The organism is Cystobacter fuscus (assembly GCF_002305875.1).
GTDB classification, from domain to species: domain Bacteria; phylum Myxococcota; class Myxococcia; order Myxococcales; family Myxococcaceae; genus Cystobacter; species Cystobacter fuscus_A.
Genome location: NZ_CP022098.1, coordinates 1,768,857 through 1,781,875, shown reverse-complemented (window position 1 = coordinate 1,781,875; position 13,019 = coordinate 1,768,857). Strand labels below are relative to the sequence as shown.

Annotated in this window: 13 protein-coding genes; 3 read left to right on the top strand and 10 right to left on the bottom strand. The window is 68.2% G+C overall.

What is annotated here, in order from left to right; all coding sequences use genetic code 11:
- Window positions 1–30 precede the first annotated feature (30 nt).
- The 3 genes from CYFUS_RS07470 to CYFUS_RS07460 form a co-directional block, all read right to left on the bottom strand.
- Window positions 31–1,014 (bottom strand): methyltransferase domain-containing protein, encoded by a 984-nt coding sequence (locus CYFUS_RS07470; RefSeq protein WP_198316491.1) that lies wholly within the window; start codon window positions 1,012–1,014, stop codon window positions 31–33.
- Window positions 1,015–1,257: 243 nt separating this feature from the next.
- On the bottom strand, window positions 1,258–1,746 hold the full coding sequence (locus CYFUS_RS07465) for a hypothetical protein (protein ID WP_157758298.1): 489 nt from the start codon (window positions 1,744–1,746) through the stop codon (window positions 1,258–1,260).
- A gap of 151 nt (window positions 1,747–1,897) precedes the next feature.
- Window positions 1,898–2,452: a VUT family protein gene (locus tag CYFUS_RS07460; protein WP_232537421.1), complete on the bottom strand. Its 555-nt coding sequence runs from the start codon at window positions 2,450–2,452 to the stop codon at window positions 1,898–1,900.
- A gap of 61 nt (window positions 2,453–2,513) precedes the next feature.
- On the opposite strand from CYFUS_RS07460, the gene CYFUS_RS07455 reads away from it, so the two are divergent.
- The gene (locus tag CYFUS_RS07455; RefSeq protein WP_095984609.1) at window positions 2,514–2,969 is read left to right on the top strand and encodes a hypothetical protein; all 456 of its coding nucleotides are present in this window, start codon (window positions 2,514–2,516) and stop codon (window positions 2,967–2,969) included.
- Between the two features lie 10 nt (window positions 2,970–2,979).
- Here the strand turns inward: CYFUS_RS07455 and CYFUS_RS07450 are convergent, their stop codons facing one another.
- Window positions 2,980–5,091, bottom strand: a complete 2,112-nt coding sequence (locus CYFUS_RS07450; RefSeq protein ID WP_095984608.1) for a M3 family metallopeptidase — start codon at window positions 5,089–5,091, stop codon at window positions 2,980–2,982.
- A gap of 185 nt (window positions 5,092–5,276) precedes the next feature.
- Here CYFUS_RS07450 and CYFUS_RS07445 point away from each other — a divergent pair, with 185 nt between their 5' ends.
- Window positions 5,277–5,723, top strand: coding sequence for a hypothetical protein (locus CYFUS_RS07445; RefSeq protein ID WP_095984607.1), 447 nt, complete (start codon window positions 5,277–5,279; stop codon window positions 5,721–5,723).
- Here the strand turns inward: CYFUS_RS07445 and CYFUS_RS07440 are convergent.
- Together CYFUS_RS07440 and CYFUS_RS07435 are read right to left on the bottom strand one after the other, a co-directional pair.
- Window positions 5,710–6,744: a hypothetical protein gene (locus tag CYFUS_RS07440; protein ID WP_095984606.1), complete on the bottom strand. Its 1,035-nt coding sequence runs from the start codon at window positions 6,742–6,744 to the stop codon at window positions 5,710–5,712. The genes CYFUS_RS07445 and CYFUS_RS07440 overlap by 14 nt on opposite strands.
- 2 nt (window positions 6,745–6,746) lie before the next feature.
- Entirely contained in the window at window positions 6,747–7,490 is a 744-nt protein-coding gene (locus tag CYFUS_RS07435; RefSeq protein WP_095984605.1) for a hypothetical protein, read from the bottom strand.
- Between the two features lie 179 nt (window positions 7,491–7,669).
- On the opposite strand from CYFUS_RS07435, the gene CYFUS_RS07430 reads away from it, so the two are divergent.
- Entirely contained in the window at window positions 7,670–8,485 is an 816-nt protein-coding gene (locus CYFUS_RS07430; protein WP_095984604.1) for a shikimate 5-dehydrogenase, read from the top strand.
- A gap of 21 nt (window positions 8,486–8,506) precedes the next feature.
- Here CYFUS_RS07430 and CYFUS_RS07425 read toward each other — a convergent pair whose 3' ends face one another.
- The 4 genes from CYFUS_RS07425 to CYFUS_RS52405 all read right to left on the bottom strand — a co-directional run bounded on the left by CYFUS_RS07425 (window position 8,507) and on the right by CYFUS_RS52405 (window position 12,992).
- Window positions 8,507–9,133, bottom strand: coding sequence for a pentapeptide repeat-containing protein (locus CYFUS_RS07425; RefSeq protein ID WP_095984603.1), 627 nt, complete (start codon window positions 9,131–9,133; stop codon window positions 8,507–8,509).
- Window positions 9,134–9,144: 11 nt separating this feature from the next.
- Complete coding sequence (locus CYFUS_RS52410) at window positions 9,145–10,689, bottom strand: hypothetical protein (RefSeq protein ID WP_232537420.1); 1,545 nt, start codon at window positions 10,687–10,689, stop codon at window positions 9,145–9,147.
- Window positions 10,690–10,834: 145 nt separating this feature from the next.
- The gene (locus CYFUS_RS07415) at window positions 10,835–11,458 is read right to left on the bottom strand and encodes a pentapeptide repeat-containing protein (RefSeq protein ID WP_095984602.1); all 624 of its coding nucleotides are present in this window, start codon (window positions 11,456–11,458) and stop codon (window positions 10,835–10,837) included.
- 10 nt (window positions 11,459–11,468) lie between these two features.
- Window positions 11,469–12,992 carry a hypothetical protein gene (locus CYFUS_RS52405; protein WP_232537916.1) on the bottom strand — a complete coding sequence of 508 codons (1,524 nt, stop codon included), beginning with the start codon at window positions 12,990–12,992 and terminating at the stop codon, window positions 11,469–11,471.
- Window positions 12,993–13,019: the final 27 nt, after the last annotated feature.

Sequence of the window (13,019 nt, the reverse complement as noted above, 5' to 3'; positions counted from 1 at the left end):
ACGAGGCACGGGACACGCAGGCGGCTACCCTCACGAGAAGTTCCACCGCCATGTGGTGATGTCCGCCAGGTCCGGCAACGACATCTCCACGCGGATCGTCTCGTAGCGGGCAAAGTCGCGGCTGTCCGTGCGCAGCAACATCACCGGAGCACACGCGCGGGGGCGCTCGGGGACGGTGTCATAGGACAGCGTGTCATCGAAGTGCGCCCGGTAGTAGAGGCACAGGCCGTCCATGCGGCCCCCGTGCACCACGGGCCTCGCCAGCTCCAGGCGCCGCGGCAGCGCGCCCGAGCGCAGCGTCTCCAGGTCCAGCGTGAAGGCGGGCCTCGCCTCACACAGCGAGCGCTCCACGTCCTGGGGACGGATGAGCCGGGTGAAGTACGTGGGATTCAAGGTGTCGCGGAGGATCTGCAGGCAGCTGAAGTCCACGTCCGGCAGGCGCTGATCCCACAGGAAGGGCACGCGCGCCTCCTCGCGCAACTGCACCGGCTCGAAGAAGATGTCGAAGCGGTGGGGCAGGATGCGGCCCCCGGGCGCGAGCAGCCGGTCCCGCGCGTCGAGCAGCCGGGGAATCAGCCCCGCGTCGAACACGCCATCGCCCACCAGCTCGTGCAGCAACACGTCCACCCGCTCCGGCGGCTGGAAGCGCGAGATGTCGGCGCGCACGAACTCGATGTCCGTGAAGCCATTGCGACAAGCCACCCACTGCGCCGTGTCCAGTTCACCCGAGGTATCCACCGCGTACAGCCTGCGCGGCCCACACCGGGCCGCGAGCATGGCGCGCAGTCCGTTGCCCGTGCCCACGTCCACCACCACGTGCTCCGGCTGCACGTAGCGCTCGATGGCGTTGCGGTACGCGTCCACCCGCGCCGTGTCCACCAGGGGCATGTACCGCGAACCAGGGCTGGCCAGTTCCGACTCGTCCGCCAACAGGTGGCGCAGTGGCTTCACCCGACGCGGCAGGTCACGCAGCTTCGACTGCACGTCCCCCCAGGCCTGTCGCCGCAAGGCCATCAAACTCGGCATGTCCTCGTCCCCCCCGGCATCATGCGCCGCGCCTCCGGCTCCCCTCGGAGCGGATGATTCGAAGCTAGCCGAAAGACGGAAACACAGGAAGTCAGCCAGAACGGGACATCGGGTGTCGGAGCCCGGATGTTTCGAGGAAGAACAGTCCGGGAGCGCCGGCCCTTGAGCTTCGTCGCCTCCTGGCGGGTGCGCTCCGACCCCAGGGGTAGTCCCGGGGGGAGAACGGGGACGTCAGGACAGGGCGTGCAGGCTCACGTGCACCGGCCCCCGCGGGGAGGGACCGCCCTCCGCGGCGAGGTAGCCGCGCAGCTGCAGGTGCAGCTCGGCCTCCACGCGCGTGCGGAAGATGTGCCAGGACGCCTGGGCCATGGTCGCCACCGTGTAGGCCATCATCCTCGGGATGGGCTGGGGAATGGCGCACACCACTTCCATGCGCGCGCCCCACTCGCGATCCAGCTCCTTGAAGGCGTTGGCGAAGCCGATGCGCGCGTTCACCATGCCCGTCCCCTCCAGGAAGAAGCAGCAGGGGCCGGGGTGAGCCTTCAGGAAGCGACGCAGCTGCTCACACAGCGCCTTGCCGTTGAGCTCATCCCCCTGCTCGGGAAGCGTGACGCGCACCAGATGGGCCGCCAGGGGCGGCGAGGAGGGACGAACCGCATCGCCTCGCGTCGCCGGCGCGGGGTCGGCGACCCGGGGCTCTGGCTTCAATAGGGTGGACATGGAGCGTCAATGTAGAGCACGGCTCCCACGCCACCTCGAAACTCCGCCCCCGGTAGGTATCGGCGGTGAACACGACGCACCCGCGGTGGAAAGATGCGGACGCGCCGCCAGGAGATTTCCGGACTGCTCCGGGAGCGCGCGGCCTCGTGGCTCAGGCGGGCTCGAACCCGAGCCGCTCGTCGCGACGCCGCAACCAGGACACGAGGGGCAGCGACAGCAGCACCATCCACGCCTTGCCCACCACCTGCCCCGCCAGGAAGTCGAGCCCCCCGAAGGCGAGCTTCAGGAAGAGGACGCTGTCCACGACGAGCCCCACGGCGCTGCTGGCGAGCACGGCCAGCACCAGACCGCGCCGCTGCAGGGGCGTGTAGACAGCGAAGTCGGCGAGCTCCGACACGGCGAAGGCCGCGCTCGAGGCCACCACCAGCGCCGACGGCGCGAGCACCCCCGAGAGCAGCGCGCCCAGGGCGATCGCCGCGAGCGTCCAGCCCTTGCCCAGCCGGCGCTGCACCAGGTCCCTCAACACGAAGGCCAGGCCCACCACGAGCACGCCGCTGGGAGCCAGCAGCCCCGGCCCCACGGGCAGCAGGCACGGCCCCGCGTCCGAGCACACCACCCCCACGTGGCCGATCATCCAGTTGGAGAGTGGAATCGAGGCGCCAAAGCCCGCCAGATAGAGAAAACCCTCGGTTCGACGCGAATCCACCAGCCCTCCGGACTCGCGCGCCATAGCACGTTTCCACGGGCCTGTCAGAATGGCTCCCCCCATGGACCCGGACTCCCCCTTACCGGGATCCCGCGACGGATCGCCGCCGGATTCGACCCTCTTCGATGAATCGCGCTGGCCGCTGCTCGTCCTGCGGCTGCCCGGCACCCTCTCCATGTCAGAGCACGTGGCGTGCCTGGACACGTTCGCGGGCTACCTGCTGCGCGGCGAGCGCTTCGTGATGCTCGTGGATCTCTCCCGGGTGGGAGTGGTGCCACTCGACCAGCGATGGCGCCAGGTGGAGTGGTTCGAGAAGCACGAGCGCGCCCTGCTCGCGTGCGTGCAGGGCACGGCCGTCATCCTCACCACGCCCCTCATGCAGTTGTCGCTCAGCGCCATCATGCACTTCGTCCGGTTCCACCCGCCGCTGGCCACCTTCGCGGACCTGGCCGGCGCCGAGGCCTGGACGGCCCGGCGTCTGCGGGAGACGGGGCTCCTCCCCCAGGACGAGCCCTGACCCCGGCGCGCTACACGCGCGTCTCCTGCGTCTCCAGCAGGCCCGTCTGCTTGAGCAGGGGCTGGGTGCTGGGGGCGCGGCCCCGGAAGGACTCGAACACCACCAGCGGGTGACGGCTGCCGCCCAGCGCGAGCACCGTGTCCCGGAAGCGCCGGCCGGTCTTCTCCACCGCGCGCGCGTCCGACAGCCCCACCTCCTCGAAGGCGGCGAAGGCATCCGCGGAGAGCACCTCGGCCCACTTGTAGCTGTAGTAGCCCGCCGCGTAGCCGCCCGCGAAGATGTGGGTGAAGGAGCAGAGGAAGCGATCCTCCGGCAGCGGAGCCAGCACCGTGTTCTCCCGGGCCACGCGCCGCTGGATGTCGAGCACCTTGTCCGTGCCTCCCGGCTGGTAGCGGTGGTGCAGCTCCAGGTCGAGCGTGGCGAAGTACACCTGGCGCAGCGTCATGGAGGCGGCGCGGTAGATGCGCCCGGCGCGGATCTTGTCCTGCAACGCCTTGGGCAGCATCTCCCCGGTGTCCACGTGGCGCGCGAGCCGCGAGAGCGTCTCCTCGTGGAAGCACCAGTTCTCCATGAACTGGCTGGGCAGCTCCACCGCGTCCCACTCCACGTTGTTGATGCCGGCGGCCTCGGGGAAGTCCACGCGCGTGAGCATGTGCTGCAGGCCGTGACCGAACTCGTGGAAGAGCGTCTCCACCTCGCGGAAGGTCAAGAGCGCGGGCTTGCCGCCCACCGGCGGCGTGGCGTTGCAGACGAGGTAGGCCACCGGCAGACGCAGTCCACCCTGGGGCAGGCGCTTCCTGTCCAGCGCGCTGTTCATCCACGCTCCGCCCCGCTTGGTGGCCGGACGGCTGTAGGGGTCCAGATAGAAGGCGGCGATGTCCTGACCCGACTCGTCCGCCACGCGGAAGAAGCGCACGCTCTCGTGCCACACGGGCACCTCGCCATCGGCGGCGCGCACGGTGACGCCGAAGAGCCGGTGGGCGGTGTCGAACAGGCCCTCCAGCACGCGCGGCAGCGCGAAGTACGGGCGCAGCTCCTCGTCGGTATAGGCGTAGCGCTCCTCGCGCAGGCGCTCGGCCCAGAAGGCCGAGTCCCACAGCTTCAGCTCGAACGAGGCATCCCCCGTCTTGCGACGGGCGAACTCCGTCAGCTCGGTGAGCTCGCCCTGGGCGCGCGAGCGGGCCGCCCCGCGCAGCTCCCCGAGCAACTGCTCCACCGCCGGCACTCCGGGCGCCATCTTCGCCGCCAGGCTCACCTCGGCGAACGAGCCGTAGCCGAGCAGGCGGGACTTCTCCTGGCGCAGGGCGAGGATGCGCTCGATGAGGGGCTGGTTGTCCACCTCGCCCGAGGCGGCCCGGGTGATGTAGGCGCGGTAGACCTTCTCGCGCAGCTCCCCGCGGCGCGAGTGCTCCATGAAGGGCTGGAAGCTGGGGGCATCCAGGGTGATGCGCCACGGACCCTGCTCCGCGGTGGGCTCGGGGGCTCCGGGCTCCAGACCCTGCCGGGCGGCCTGGGCGGCCATGGCGAGCGCGCTGGGCGGCAGCCCCTCCACCTCCTCGCGCCGGGTGAGCGTCATGGACCAGGACTTGGTGGAGTCGATGACGTTGTTGGAGAAGCGGGTGGACAGCTCGGCCAGCTCCCGCTCGATGGCCTGGAAGCGCTCACGCGCCTCGCCCTCCAGCCCCACGCCGGACAGCTCCGCGTCGCGCAGGGCCGCCTCGATGATGCGGTGCTGGGCCTCCTCGAGTGACTTCCACTCACCGCCCTCGCGCAGCGCCTTGTAGGCCCGGTACAGGGGCACACTCTGCCCGATGCGCATGAAGCTCTCCACCACGTCGCCCTCGACGGCGGCGTGCGCCTGGCGCAGCTCCGGGCTGTTCTGCACCCCCATCAGGTGGTTGACCATGCCCCAGGCCAGGCCCAGCGGCTCGGTGATGGCGGACAGACGCTCCACCGTGCCCGCCCAGGTGGGCTGGACCTCGCGCTCGAGCTCGTCCAGCTGCGCGTTCATGCGCTGGAGCAGCTCGCGGAGCGCGGGCTCCACGTGCTCGGGGCGGATACGGTCGAACTGGGGAAATCCTTCGGTCTGAAGCAGCGGATTCTCGGCGACAGAGGCGTTCATGGCCCGCAAGGGTAAGACTCCCGCTCCGCGTTGGCAGCATTCTTGGAAGGTGGACCGGACGAGCCGTCGGGGAGTGCACGTCCCCGAGGCCCTCCCTCCCCACGGGACTTCCCTCGTCCGCCTCCCCATGCCTAGGGTGGCCCGGCTCCACCTCCCGGCCTCCGCCCATGATGAGATCCTCAGTGATGGCCCCCGTCCCCTCTCACGTGCCTCCTCCGAGAGCGAGCCTGCTGCCTGGCGCAAGGCACGTCCTGCGCACCCCCCACTTCATCGTCCGGGCCGACGATTTCCTGGGAATCCTGCTCACCGAGCGCACGGAGCTCCCCTACGCCTCACTCCAGGAACTCGAGGATGTCATGGACGAGCTGTGCGACACCCTGGATGAGCAGGGGCGCGCGCGCTACGCCCTCCTGGCGGATCTCCGGGCCGCCCCTGGCCGCAATGATCCCGCCTTCGAGACCACCATGAACAGCCTCACGCCCCGGTGGCTCGAGGGCTTTCGCAAGGTGGGCGTGCTGGTGCAGACGGTGATCGGTCAGATGCAGGTGCAGCGCTATGCCCGACAGGATGGCATCGAGCGGTTGATCACGACCGACGAGGCCCAGCTGATCGACTACCTCACCGCTGAGTGAACATCCCCCCGGGGAGGTGGCCGAAGATACGGCCCCTGATCTCGGCTCCCGCGCCCCACTCCAGCCCGTGAATGGTGGCGTCGAGCAGCCCGGTGTTCACATGCTCCCAGGTGCGTCCGCCATCCTCGCTGTGGTGGTACCAGTAGTTTCCCCCGTCCTTGAACGGATCACGGGCATAGGTGAGCACGCGCACGGTGTCTCCCGACACGGCGAGGTCATGAACGGAGTGGGGCTGGTCCGTGATGGGCCTCCACTCCTCCCCCGGCGCATCGCGGCGGATGGCCAGCCACGCACCCACCCGGCCGGCCAGCACACCTCCATCCCCCGCCTGCAACTCGACCTCCGGCATGGGCTCGTACGTCCAGGTCCGACCCTGGTCCGACAACCGGAAGAGCCCGCTGGGACCCAGGAGCCAGACGGTCCCATTCGGACCCGGTACGAGCCGATCCCGGATGAAATCCGGTTTGCCGGCGAGCGCCACGTTGGAGAACGTCCGTCCCCCATCCGTGCTGACCACCAGCATCCAGCTCGACAGCGCCCAGACCTCCCGCGGTGACACGGCGAGCAGCTCCCCCCACTGGGGAAGCACCCCTCGCTCCTCCCAGGAGTCCCCCTCGTCGACAGAGCGGATGATCTGGTGGATGCGCTCGTCGCTCCCGCCCCCCTCCACAGGTTTGGAGAGCACCCCGAACCAGACACCCTCGGCGCTGCTCAGATCCAACACGATCCCGTCGAAGAACGACACCAGGCACATCCCATGGCGACTCACCCGCCAGAGCGCACTCGAACCGGCATCCCAATGCCGGGTGATGAACGCGGAGTGGTCACCCACGAAGAACTCATCATGGAGCCTCCACCCGGGCTCCTCCGGCTCCACGGGCATCCACCTGCTGTTGCCCATGCCGATACCCCACCCCTCGCGCAGCGTGTGGCGGCCCCAGAGATAGGCACCTCCTCCCAGACAGAGCAGACAGGGCGAGAACAGGAGGACCAGCAGCACCTTCATCAGATGGCGCATCATGGTCAGTGCATCCCTCCATCCCACCAGCGCTGGTACATGAATGACTTCACCTCGCGATCCATCCGATCGGCCTGGTCCTGAAGCTCCTGCCGGACCTGGGTCGATGTCGCGTTGACGATGGTCGCCACGTCCTTGGACCCCACCCGGTCAAGGACCTCGAGGATCTGCTCCAGCCCATCCTTGTTGAGCAGATCCTGGAGGTCCGGCGTGGTGAGGATGGTCGTCAAATCCTGCGTGGACAGGGAGAGAAGCCCCGCTTCCAGATAGGCAGTCACGTGGGTCTTGTAGGCGAACTTCCGGAAGTCCTCCGGATGGCGTTCGAGTTCGGCGAAATCAGAGCCGCCCGCGACGCGCGCCTTTTCCATCTCCACCTGAAGCAACTTCAACGTCTTGTCGCGCCACTCGAGGCCGGCGAGAGACAACTGCTCGGGCCCCAGCGCGGCGAAGGCCCGAACGTACTTGTCGCCGTATTGCAGGTAATACGGAGGCGGCTGCATGCCCGGGTTGCGCGCGCGGAAGTCCTCCTCCCTCCGGCGGTAGTAATCCATCCGTCCCGGAGGCACCTCGCGCGGCGAGTTGGCGCCCGGCGAAGCAGCGGGAGCCTGGGAGAGGGTGTTGCGCGCTGGCGCGGCCAGGATCCTGGCTCCCGGCGCGTTCGGGAGCGGCGGCGCCGCGCCCTGGGTCGCGGCGGTTTCATCCAGGGAGGGAGCGGTTGCACCGGCACGGCCGGTCACGGGAAGGGACATGACAGTTCCTGAAGGGGGTTTTCACCCGCCTCGAGCAAGGCGCCTGCCACGGACTGCTTCCTCTGAAACACCCTCCGCGCCGACCTCCGACGCATCCACGCCGTGGATGGAACCTCCCGCGGTGTGGATGGGCGCACCGTTGCTGACCACCCCGGACAGCCGCCCTACACTCGCGGAGAATGAAACCCCCCATCGGACGCGATACGCAGCTGTGCATGTCATTGGCGGGAAGGCCCGGCAACTTCGGGTCCCGCTTCCACAACCACCTCTACGAGGCGCTGGGCCTCGACTACGTGTACAAGGCCTTCACGACGAAGGATCTACCCGCGGCGATCGGCGGCATCCGCGCGCTCGGCATCCGCGGCTGCGCCATCTCCATGCCGTTCAAGGAGGCGGTGATTCCGCTGCTCGACGGGCTGGAGGCCTCGGCCAGGGCCATCGACTCGGTCAACACCCTCGTGAACGATGGCGGCCGGCTCACCGGGTACAACACCGACTATGTCGCGGTGCGCAGGCTCATCGAACAGGCCCGGCTCGATCCCGACACGCCCTTCCTGCTGCGTGGCAGCGGCGGCATGGCGAAGGCGGTGGCCGCCGCGTTCCGGGACGCCGGGCTGCGGGCCGGGACGCTCATCGCCCGGAACGAGGACACTGGCGCCGCGCTCGCCCGGACCTATGGCTACCGCTGGCGAGCCGAGCTTCCCGACGAACCAGCCCCACTCCTGGTGAATGTCACGCCCCTGGGCATGGCGGGCGCCGACCAGGAGGCGCTCGCCTTCCCCGAGTCCCTCATCGCCGCGTGTGACATCGCCTTCGACGTCGTCGCGCTGCCCATCGAGACGCCGTTCCTCAAGCGGGCCCGCGCGCTCGGCAAGCGGCTGATCTCTGGCGGCGAGGTCGCCATGATCCAGGCGCTGGAGCAGTTCATCCTCTACACCGGCGTCACGCCGACGGAGGCCCAGGCCCAGGCGGCGGCGGCCTTCGCCCGGAGCTGAGGCCCACGAGCACGCACCCCTTCAGTAGACGATGCAGTCGAACTGCTCGATGACGGCCCTGAGTGCATCCGGGGTCGTCTCGTGCCGCCTGGCCATGGCGGGGGCGAACAACGTCACGGCAGCCGTGGGCGGCGGCTGCCGATCGAGTTCCTGCACGGTGACCTCACCAAAGCTGCCGGGCCATGTCGCGCGACGGAGTTCGCTGGCATTTTGAATAGGGTTCAAAATGGTGAAACATGGCCACTTGGGGAACCGCAAGGTCCGAGGATCACAGCCCATGAAGCGGCAACCATCCAGGCGCGCCTCGCTGAAGTCGCAGTCCTCGATGGCTCCGTTCTCCGCCCCTGTCGAGTAGTCGGGCCAGTGGCCAAAGTCACACCCCGAAAGGCTTCCCTTGAACCGGCAGCCCTTCAGGGAGGCATACACCCACTGCTGATGGTTCTTCAGTTCCTGCTTCACCTCGAAGGTGCAGTCGATGAACCGGGCATCCTTGATGATCAGATTCCTGGCGGACACCTTCAGGACAATGGTGCAGTCTTTCAAGGTCAGGTTGGAGCTGAGGAAATAAAGCGCGCCCTTATCCGTCAGCTCCAATCTTTCATTTTTGATTTCCTTGTCCCTGAAGATGACATTCCTCAACCCTGTCATGGCTGGACCTCTCAGAAGGTAAGCATCCGGAAGAGTTCGCCCGCCATGCGCCTGCCATGCAACGTGAGATTCGACTCCGTTCCGGAGAGAATCTCGTACTTGTGGCCTGTTGCAGGATCAATCACGTCGACCCCCTTGGGTCTCCACTCAAGGAGTCCCTCGAACTGGTCCTGGACCCTGCGATGAACGAAGCGGCCCCTGGCCTCACGTTCCAGCAAACGCGCCAGCCAGTACTTGCCTCGCTTCGTCGCCTTGGCGATGGCATCCCGCTCACCGAAGCTCAGTTTGTCGGGACCCCACTCCCTCGCCGCCTGCGTCACCGCTTCCTGGAGCTGGTCTCCCACGGAATCCTTCGCGGGGATGTCGCCGAGCCACTTCCCCCGTGGCAGGTGCCAGCGCTGCCCATTGCCCAGCAACACCTGCTGGTTGCCTCCCCGATGCCGGATGACCGTGGACCCTCCACGTCCAGGAGTCCCTCCTCCCGCCCCCTTCTTGAGCATCACCAGCGTGAGCCCACCTTCAGCACTCACCGCCACCGTGTGCACCGACTCCACCGCCTCGACCAGGGCTCGCGCCGCCTCTTCCGCCCGTGCCCGTCCCAACACCCCCGCTCCACCCGCCTGGGCCTCCCACTGCACCCCCGCCTGCACGAAGCCCGGCAACGCACGCACCCGGCTCGCCACCTGCCCCAGCGCTCCTCCCGCCACCGCCCCCACTCCCAGAATCAGCCCCCGCGCCGCCTCCCGCCCCAACACCCGCGCGAACTCCTCGCCCGCCTCGCGCAGTTCCTCGAAGCTGCTCGCCTCGTGGGCCCGCGTGGCCATACGCGCCCACCCGTCCATCAACCCCCAGACGGTGTCCACCCCCAACCACCCCACCAGAATCACCGTGAGCGTCGCCGCCAGCCCCTTCGTCACCGGCTCCGGCACCACCCACAGCGCCAGGTACAACCCCACCGTCCACACCACCAGCGCCACCACCGCCCTCGGATTGAGTTCGCGCGCCACCGCCTCACGTGTTTCGTCCACCACCGGGCCCAACGCCAACGCGAGCGCCAGGATGCGCCGGTCATCCGTGCGCAACCAGGGCCCATCATCCAACAAGCCCAGACAGTCTCCCCCTCCCCTCTTCCCGCACCACGTCAGGTAGCGCTCGCGCAGCGCCACCTCGGCCTCGGGAGACAGGGACACCTCCGCCCCCAGGGGCGCCAGGGTGAGCACCCGGTCGCGGTACACCTCCGCCAGCCACTCCTCCTCCAGCCCCAGTTCCAACAGCCTCCGTGCCTCCTCCCGCGGCCCCGCCTCCAGTTGCATGGAGCGCACGAGCCGTGAGATGGCCCGCTGCAAATCCTCGCGCGTGAGCGGCACCGGACACGTGGCCACACGCCCCGGCTCGATGACGTCCACGTCGTACACGGCCTCCCGCTCCATGCCGGATGCGGAGGAACGCGCCGCGGGTGCCGCCAACAACCCCCGCCCCGTCGCGCCCGTCGCACACGCGGCCTGCAGCACGAGCACCACGAGGAGCGCCACTCCCTCCATCTGCCCCTTCCTCATGCATCCCGAGCCTGAGCCCGTGGGCGCCCACCTCCGCGCCTCGCCTCCATGGACATCCGTCATCTCGAGACTCCCAATGCCACTGCTCCGCTCGTCCATAAATGCCTGATGAGATCGTCGCTGAGGCCCACGAGCGAGCACCCCTTCAGTAGACAATGCAGTCGAACTGCTCGATGACGGCCCTGAGTGCATCCGGGGTGGTCTCGTGCCGCCTGGCCATGGCGGGAGCGAACAACGTCACGGCAGCCGTGGACCGCGGCTGCTGATCGAGTCCCTGCACGGTGACCTCACCAAAGCTGCCGGGCCAGGTCGCGCGGCGGAGTTCGCTGGCATTTTGAATAGGGTTCAAAATGGTGAAACATGGCCACTTGGGGAACCGCAAGGTCCGAGGATCACAGCCCATGAAACGGCAGCCGTCCAGGCGCGCCTCGCTGAAGTCACAGTCCTCGATGGATCCGTTCTCTGCCCCTGTCGAGTAGTCGGGCCAGTGGCCAAAGTCACACCCCGACAGGTTTCCCTTGAACCGGCAGCCCTTCAGGGAGGCATACACCCACTGCTGATGGTTCTTCAGTTCCTGTTTCACCTCGAAGGTGCAGTCGATGAAACGAACTCCCTCGATGAACAAGTTCCTGGCGGGCACCTTCAATACGAGCGTGCAATGGCTCAGCGTCAGCTTGGAACCCAGGAAGTAGAGCGAACCCTTATCCGTCAATTCCAAACGCTCGTTTTCGATTCTCCTGTCTTCATAGAAAACCTTGTTGAAAATCATCCGCCGTCCCCTAGAAGGTGAGCATCCGGAAGAACTCTCCCGGCATCCGTCTGCCATGCCGTGCCAGATTCGACTCGGTCCCAGAGAGAATCTCGTATTGGTAGCCTGTCGCTCGATCAATCACGTCGACCCCTTTGTTCCGGCTGAAGTCGTAGAGGCGTTTGAACTGATTGGACACCCGTTCTTCCACGAAGCGGCCCCTGGCCTCACGTTCCAGCAAGCGCGCCAACCAGTACTTGCCTCGCTTCGTCGCCTTGGCGATGGCATCCCGCTCACCGAAACTCAGTTTGTCGGGACCCCACTCCCTCGCCGCCTGCGTCACCGCTTCCTGGAGCTGATCTCCCACGGGGTCCTTCGCGGGGACGTCTCCGAGCCACTTCCCCCGTGGCAGGTGCCAGCGCTGCCCATTGCCCAGCAACACCTGCTGGTTGCCTCCCCGATGCCGGATGACCGTGGACCCTCCACGTCCAGGAGCTCCTCCTCCCGCTCCCTTCTTGAGCATCACCAGCGTGAGCCCACCTTCAGCACTCACCGCCACCGTGTGCACTGACTCCACTGCCTCGACCAAGGCCCGCGCCGCCTCTTCCGCCCGTGCCCGTCCCAACACCCCCGCTCCACCCGCCTGGGCCTCCCACTGCACCCCCGCCCGCACGAAGCCCGGCAACGCACGCACCCGGCTCGCCACCTGCCCCAGCGCTCCTCCCGCCACCGCCCCCACTCCCAGAATCAGTCCCCGCGCCGCCTCCCGTCCCAGCACACGCGCGAACTCCTCGCCCGCCTCGCGCAGTTCCTCGAAGCTGCCCGCCTCGTGGGCCCGCGTGGCCATACGCGCCCACCCGTCCATCAACCCCCAGACGGTGTCCACCCCCAACCACCCCACCAGAATCACCGTGAGCGTCGCCGCCAGCCCCTTCGTCACCGGCTCCGGCACCACCCACAGCGCCAGGTACAACCCCACCGTCCACACCACCAGCGCCACCACCGCCCTCGGATTGAGTTCGCGCGCCACCGCCTCACGTGTTTCGTCCACCACCGGGCCCAACGCCAACGCGAGCGCCAGGATGCGCCGGTCATCCGTGCGCAACCAGGGCCCATCATCCAACAAGCCCAGACAGTCTCCCCCTCCCCTCTTCCCGCACCACGTCAGGTAGCGCTCGCGCAGCGCCACCTCGGCCTCGGGAGACAGGGACACCTCCGCCCCCAGGGGCGCCAGGGTGAGCACCCGGTCGCGGTACACCTCCGCCAGCCACTCCTCCTCCAGCCCCAGTTCCAACAGCCTCCGTGCCTCCTCCCGCGGCCCCGCCTCCAGTTGCATGGAGCGCACGAGCCGTGAGATGGCCCGCTGCAAATCCTCGCGCGTGAGCGGCACCGGACACGTGGCCACACGCCCCGGCTCGATGACGTCCACGTCGTACACGGCCTCCCGCTCCATGCCGGATGCGGAGGAACGCGCCGCGGGTGCCGCCAACAACCCCCGCCCCGTCGCGCCCGTCGCACACGCGGCCTGCAACACGAGCATCACGAGGAGCGCCACCCCCTCCCCCCGTCCCTTGCACCCAAC

What these genes read in the sequence shown, in the direction of transcription:
- CYFUS_RS07470 (WP_198316491.1), bottom strand. Translation starts at nt 1,014, where the DNA reads ATGGCCTTGCGGCGACAGGCCTGGGGGGACGTGCAGTCGAAGCTGCGT.
- CYFUS_RS07465 (WP_157758298.1), bottom strand. Translation starts at nt 1,746, where the DNA reads ATGTCCACCCTATTGAAGCCAGAGCCCCGGGTCGCCGACCCCGCGCCG.
- CYFUS_RS07455 (WP_095984609.1), top strand. Translation starts at nt 2,514, where the DNA reads ATGGACCCGGACTCCCCCTTACCGGGATCCCGCGACGGATCGCCGCCG.
- CYFUS_RS07450 (WP_095984608.1), bottom strand. Translation starts at nt 5,091, where the DNA reads ATGAACGCCTCTGTCGCCGAGAATCCGCTGCTTCAGACCGAAGGATTT.
- CYFUS_RS07445 (WP_095984607.1), top strand. Translation starts at nt 5,277, where the DNA reads ATGGCCCCCGTCCCCTCTCACGTGCCTCCTCCGAGAGCGAGCCTGCTG.
- CYFUS_RS07440 (WP_095984606.1), bottom strand. Translation starts at nt 6,744, where the DNA reads ATGATGCGCCATCTGATGAAGGTGCTGCTGGTCCTCCTGTTCTCGCCC.
- CYFUS_RS07435 (WP_095984605.1), bottom strand. Translation starts at nt 7,490, where the DNA reads ATGTCCCTTCCCGTGACCGGCCGTGCCGGTGCAACCGCTCCCTCCCTG.
- CYFUS_RS07430 (WP_095984604.1), top strand. Translation starts at nt 7,670, where the DNA reads ATGAAACCCCCCATCGGACGCGATACGCAGCTGTGCATGTCATTGGCG.
- CYFUS_RS07425 (WP_095984603.1), bottom strand. Translation starts at nt 9,133, where the DNA reads ATGACAGGGTTGAGGAATGTCATCTTCAGGGACAAGGAAATCAAAAAT.
- CYFUS_RS52410 (WP_232537420.1), bottom strand. Translation starts at nt 10,689, where the DNA reads ATGAGGAAGGGGCAGATGGAGGGAGTGGCGCTCCTCGTGGTGCTCGTG.
- CYFUS_RS07415 (WP_095984602.1), bottom strand. Translation starts at nt 11,458, where the DNA reads ATGATTTTCAACAAGGTTTTCTATGAAGACAGGAGAATCGAAAACGAG.